The sequence below is a fragment of the Arhodomonas sp. KWT genome, from assembly GCF_010993615.1.
In genome coordinates, this window is the sequence record NZ_WNXE01000926.1 from 1 (window position 1) to 662 (window position 662).

At 68.1% G+C, this 662-nt stretch carries 1 protein-coding gene; it reads right to left on the reverse strand.

Annotation, left to right across the window (positions count from 1 at the left end):
• Positions 1-617: OprO/OprP family phosphate-selective porin (locus tag G7A99_RS23340; RefSeq protein ID WP_240466399.1), on the reverse strand; the 617-nt coding region annotated here is incomplete at its 3' end.
• Positions 618-662: the final 45 nt, after the last annotated feature.

Here is a 662-nt window from a genome sequence, read left to right on the forward strand (position 1 = left end):
GGGTTGGAGAAGGCGTTCATGTCCGCGTCCGGGGTCGACTGCGGCGGGACGTTCGTCTCCCCGGCCTCGGGGAAGCGTTCGAGCAGGAGCTGGTTGGTGACGGTGGTGTAGTTGACGTAGGGCAGCGCGATGATGCCCTGCATCCCCTCCTCCGAGCCCGGTGTCTTGAACAGACCGGCACGCACCCGCGCACCGTCGATGGCGTTCACAGTCACGCTGGCATCGGTGAGCTGGGGACTGTAGCTGTCGTAGCGCCCACCGTTGGTGAGGCCGTTGTTGCCGAACTCCGCGAGCACGAAGTAGTTGATCCGCGGGTCCCCCGGGGTCGCGGCGCCGCGGACGCCCACACGGGCGCGCTTGATGTTGAAGCCGGACTGCTCGTCCAGCCCCGGGCCGATCAGCTTCGGCGGGATGTAGGCATCCCCCGGCCCGCTGTCGCTGAAGTCGCGCTGGTATTCCGGCTGGATGAAGCCCCAAACCCGGGCCAGGGGCGGATTCTCCGCGCGCTCGGTGCCCTGCAGCATCAGCCAGTTGGCGGAGCGGGCGAGCCCGGCCCAGCCGATGCCGACGCACAGACCGAGGGCCACGGTGGCGAGACGCGTGTGACCGTGTGTCATGGTGATGGTCTCCGAAAGGTATGAATCGTTGGCGCACGGCGGCCA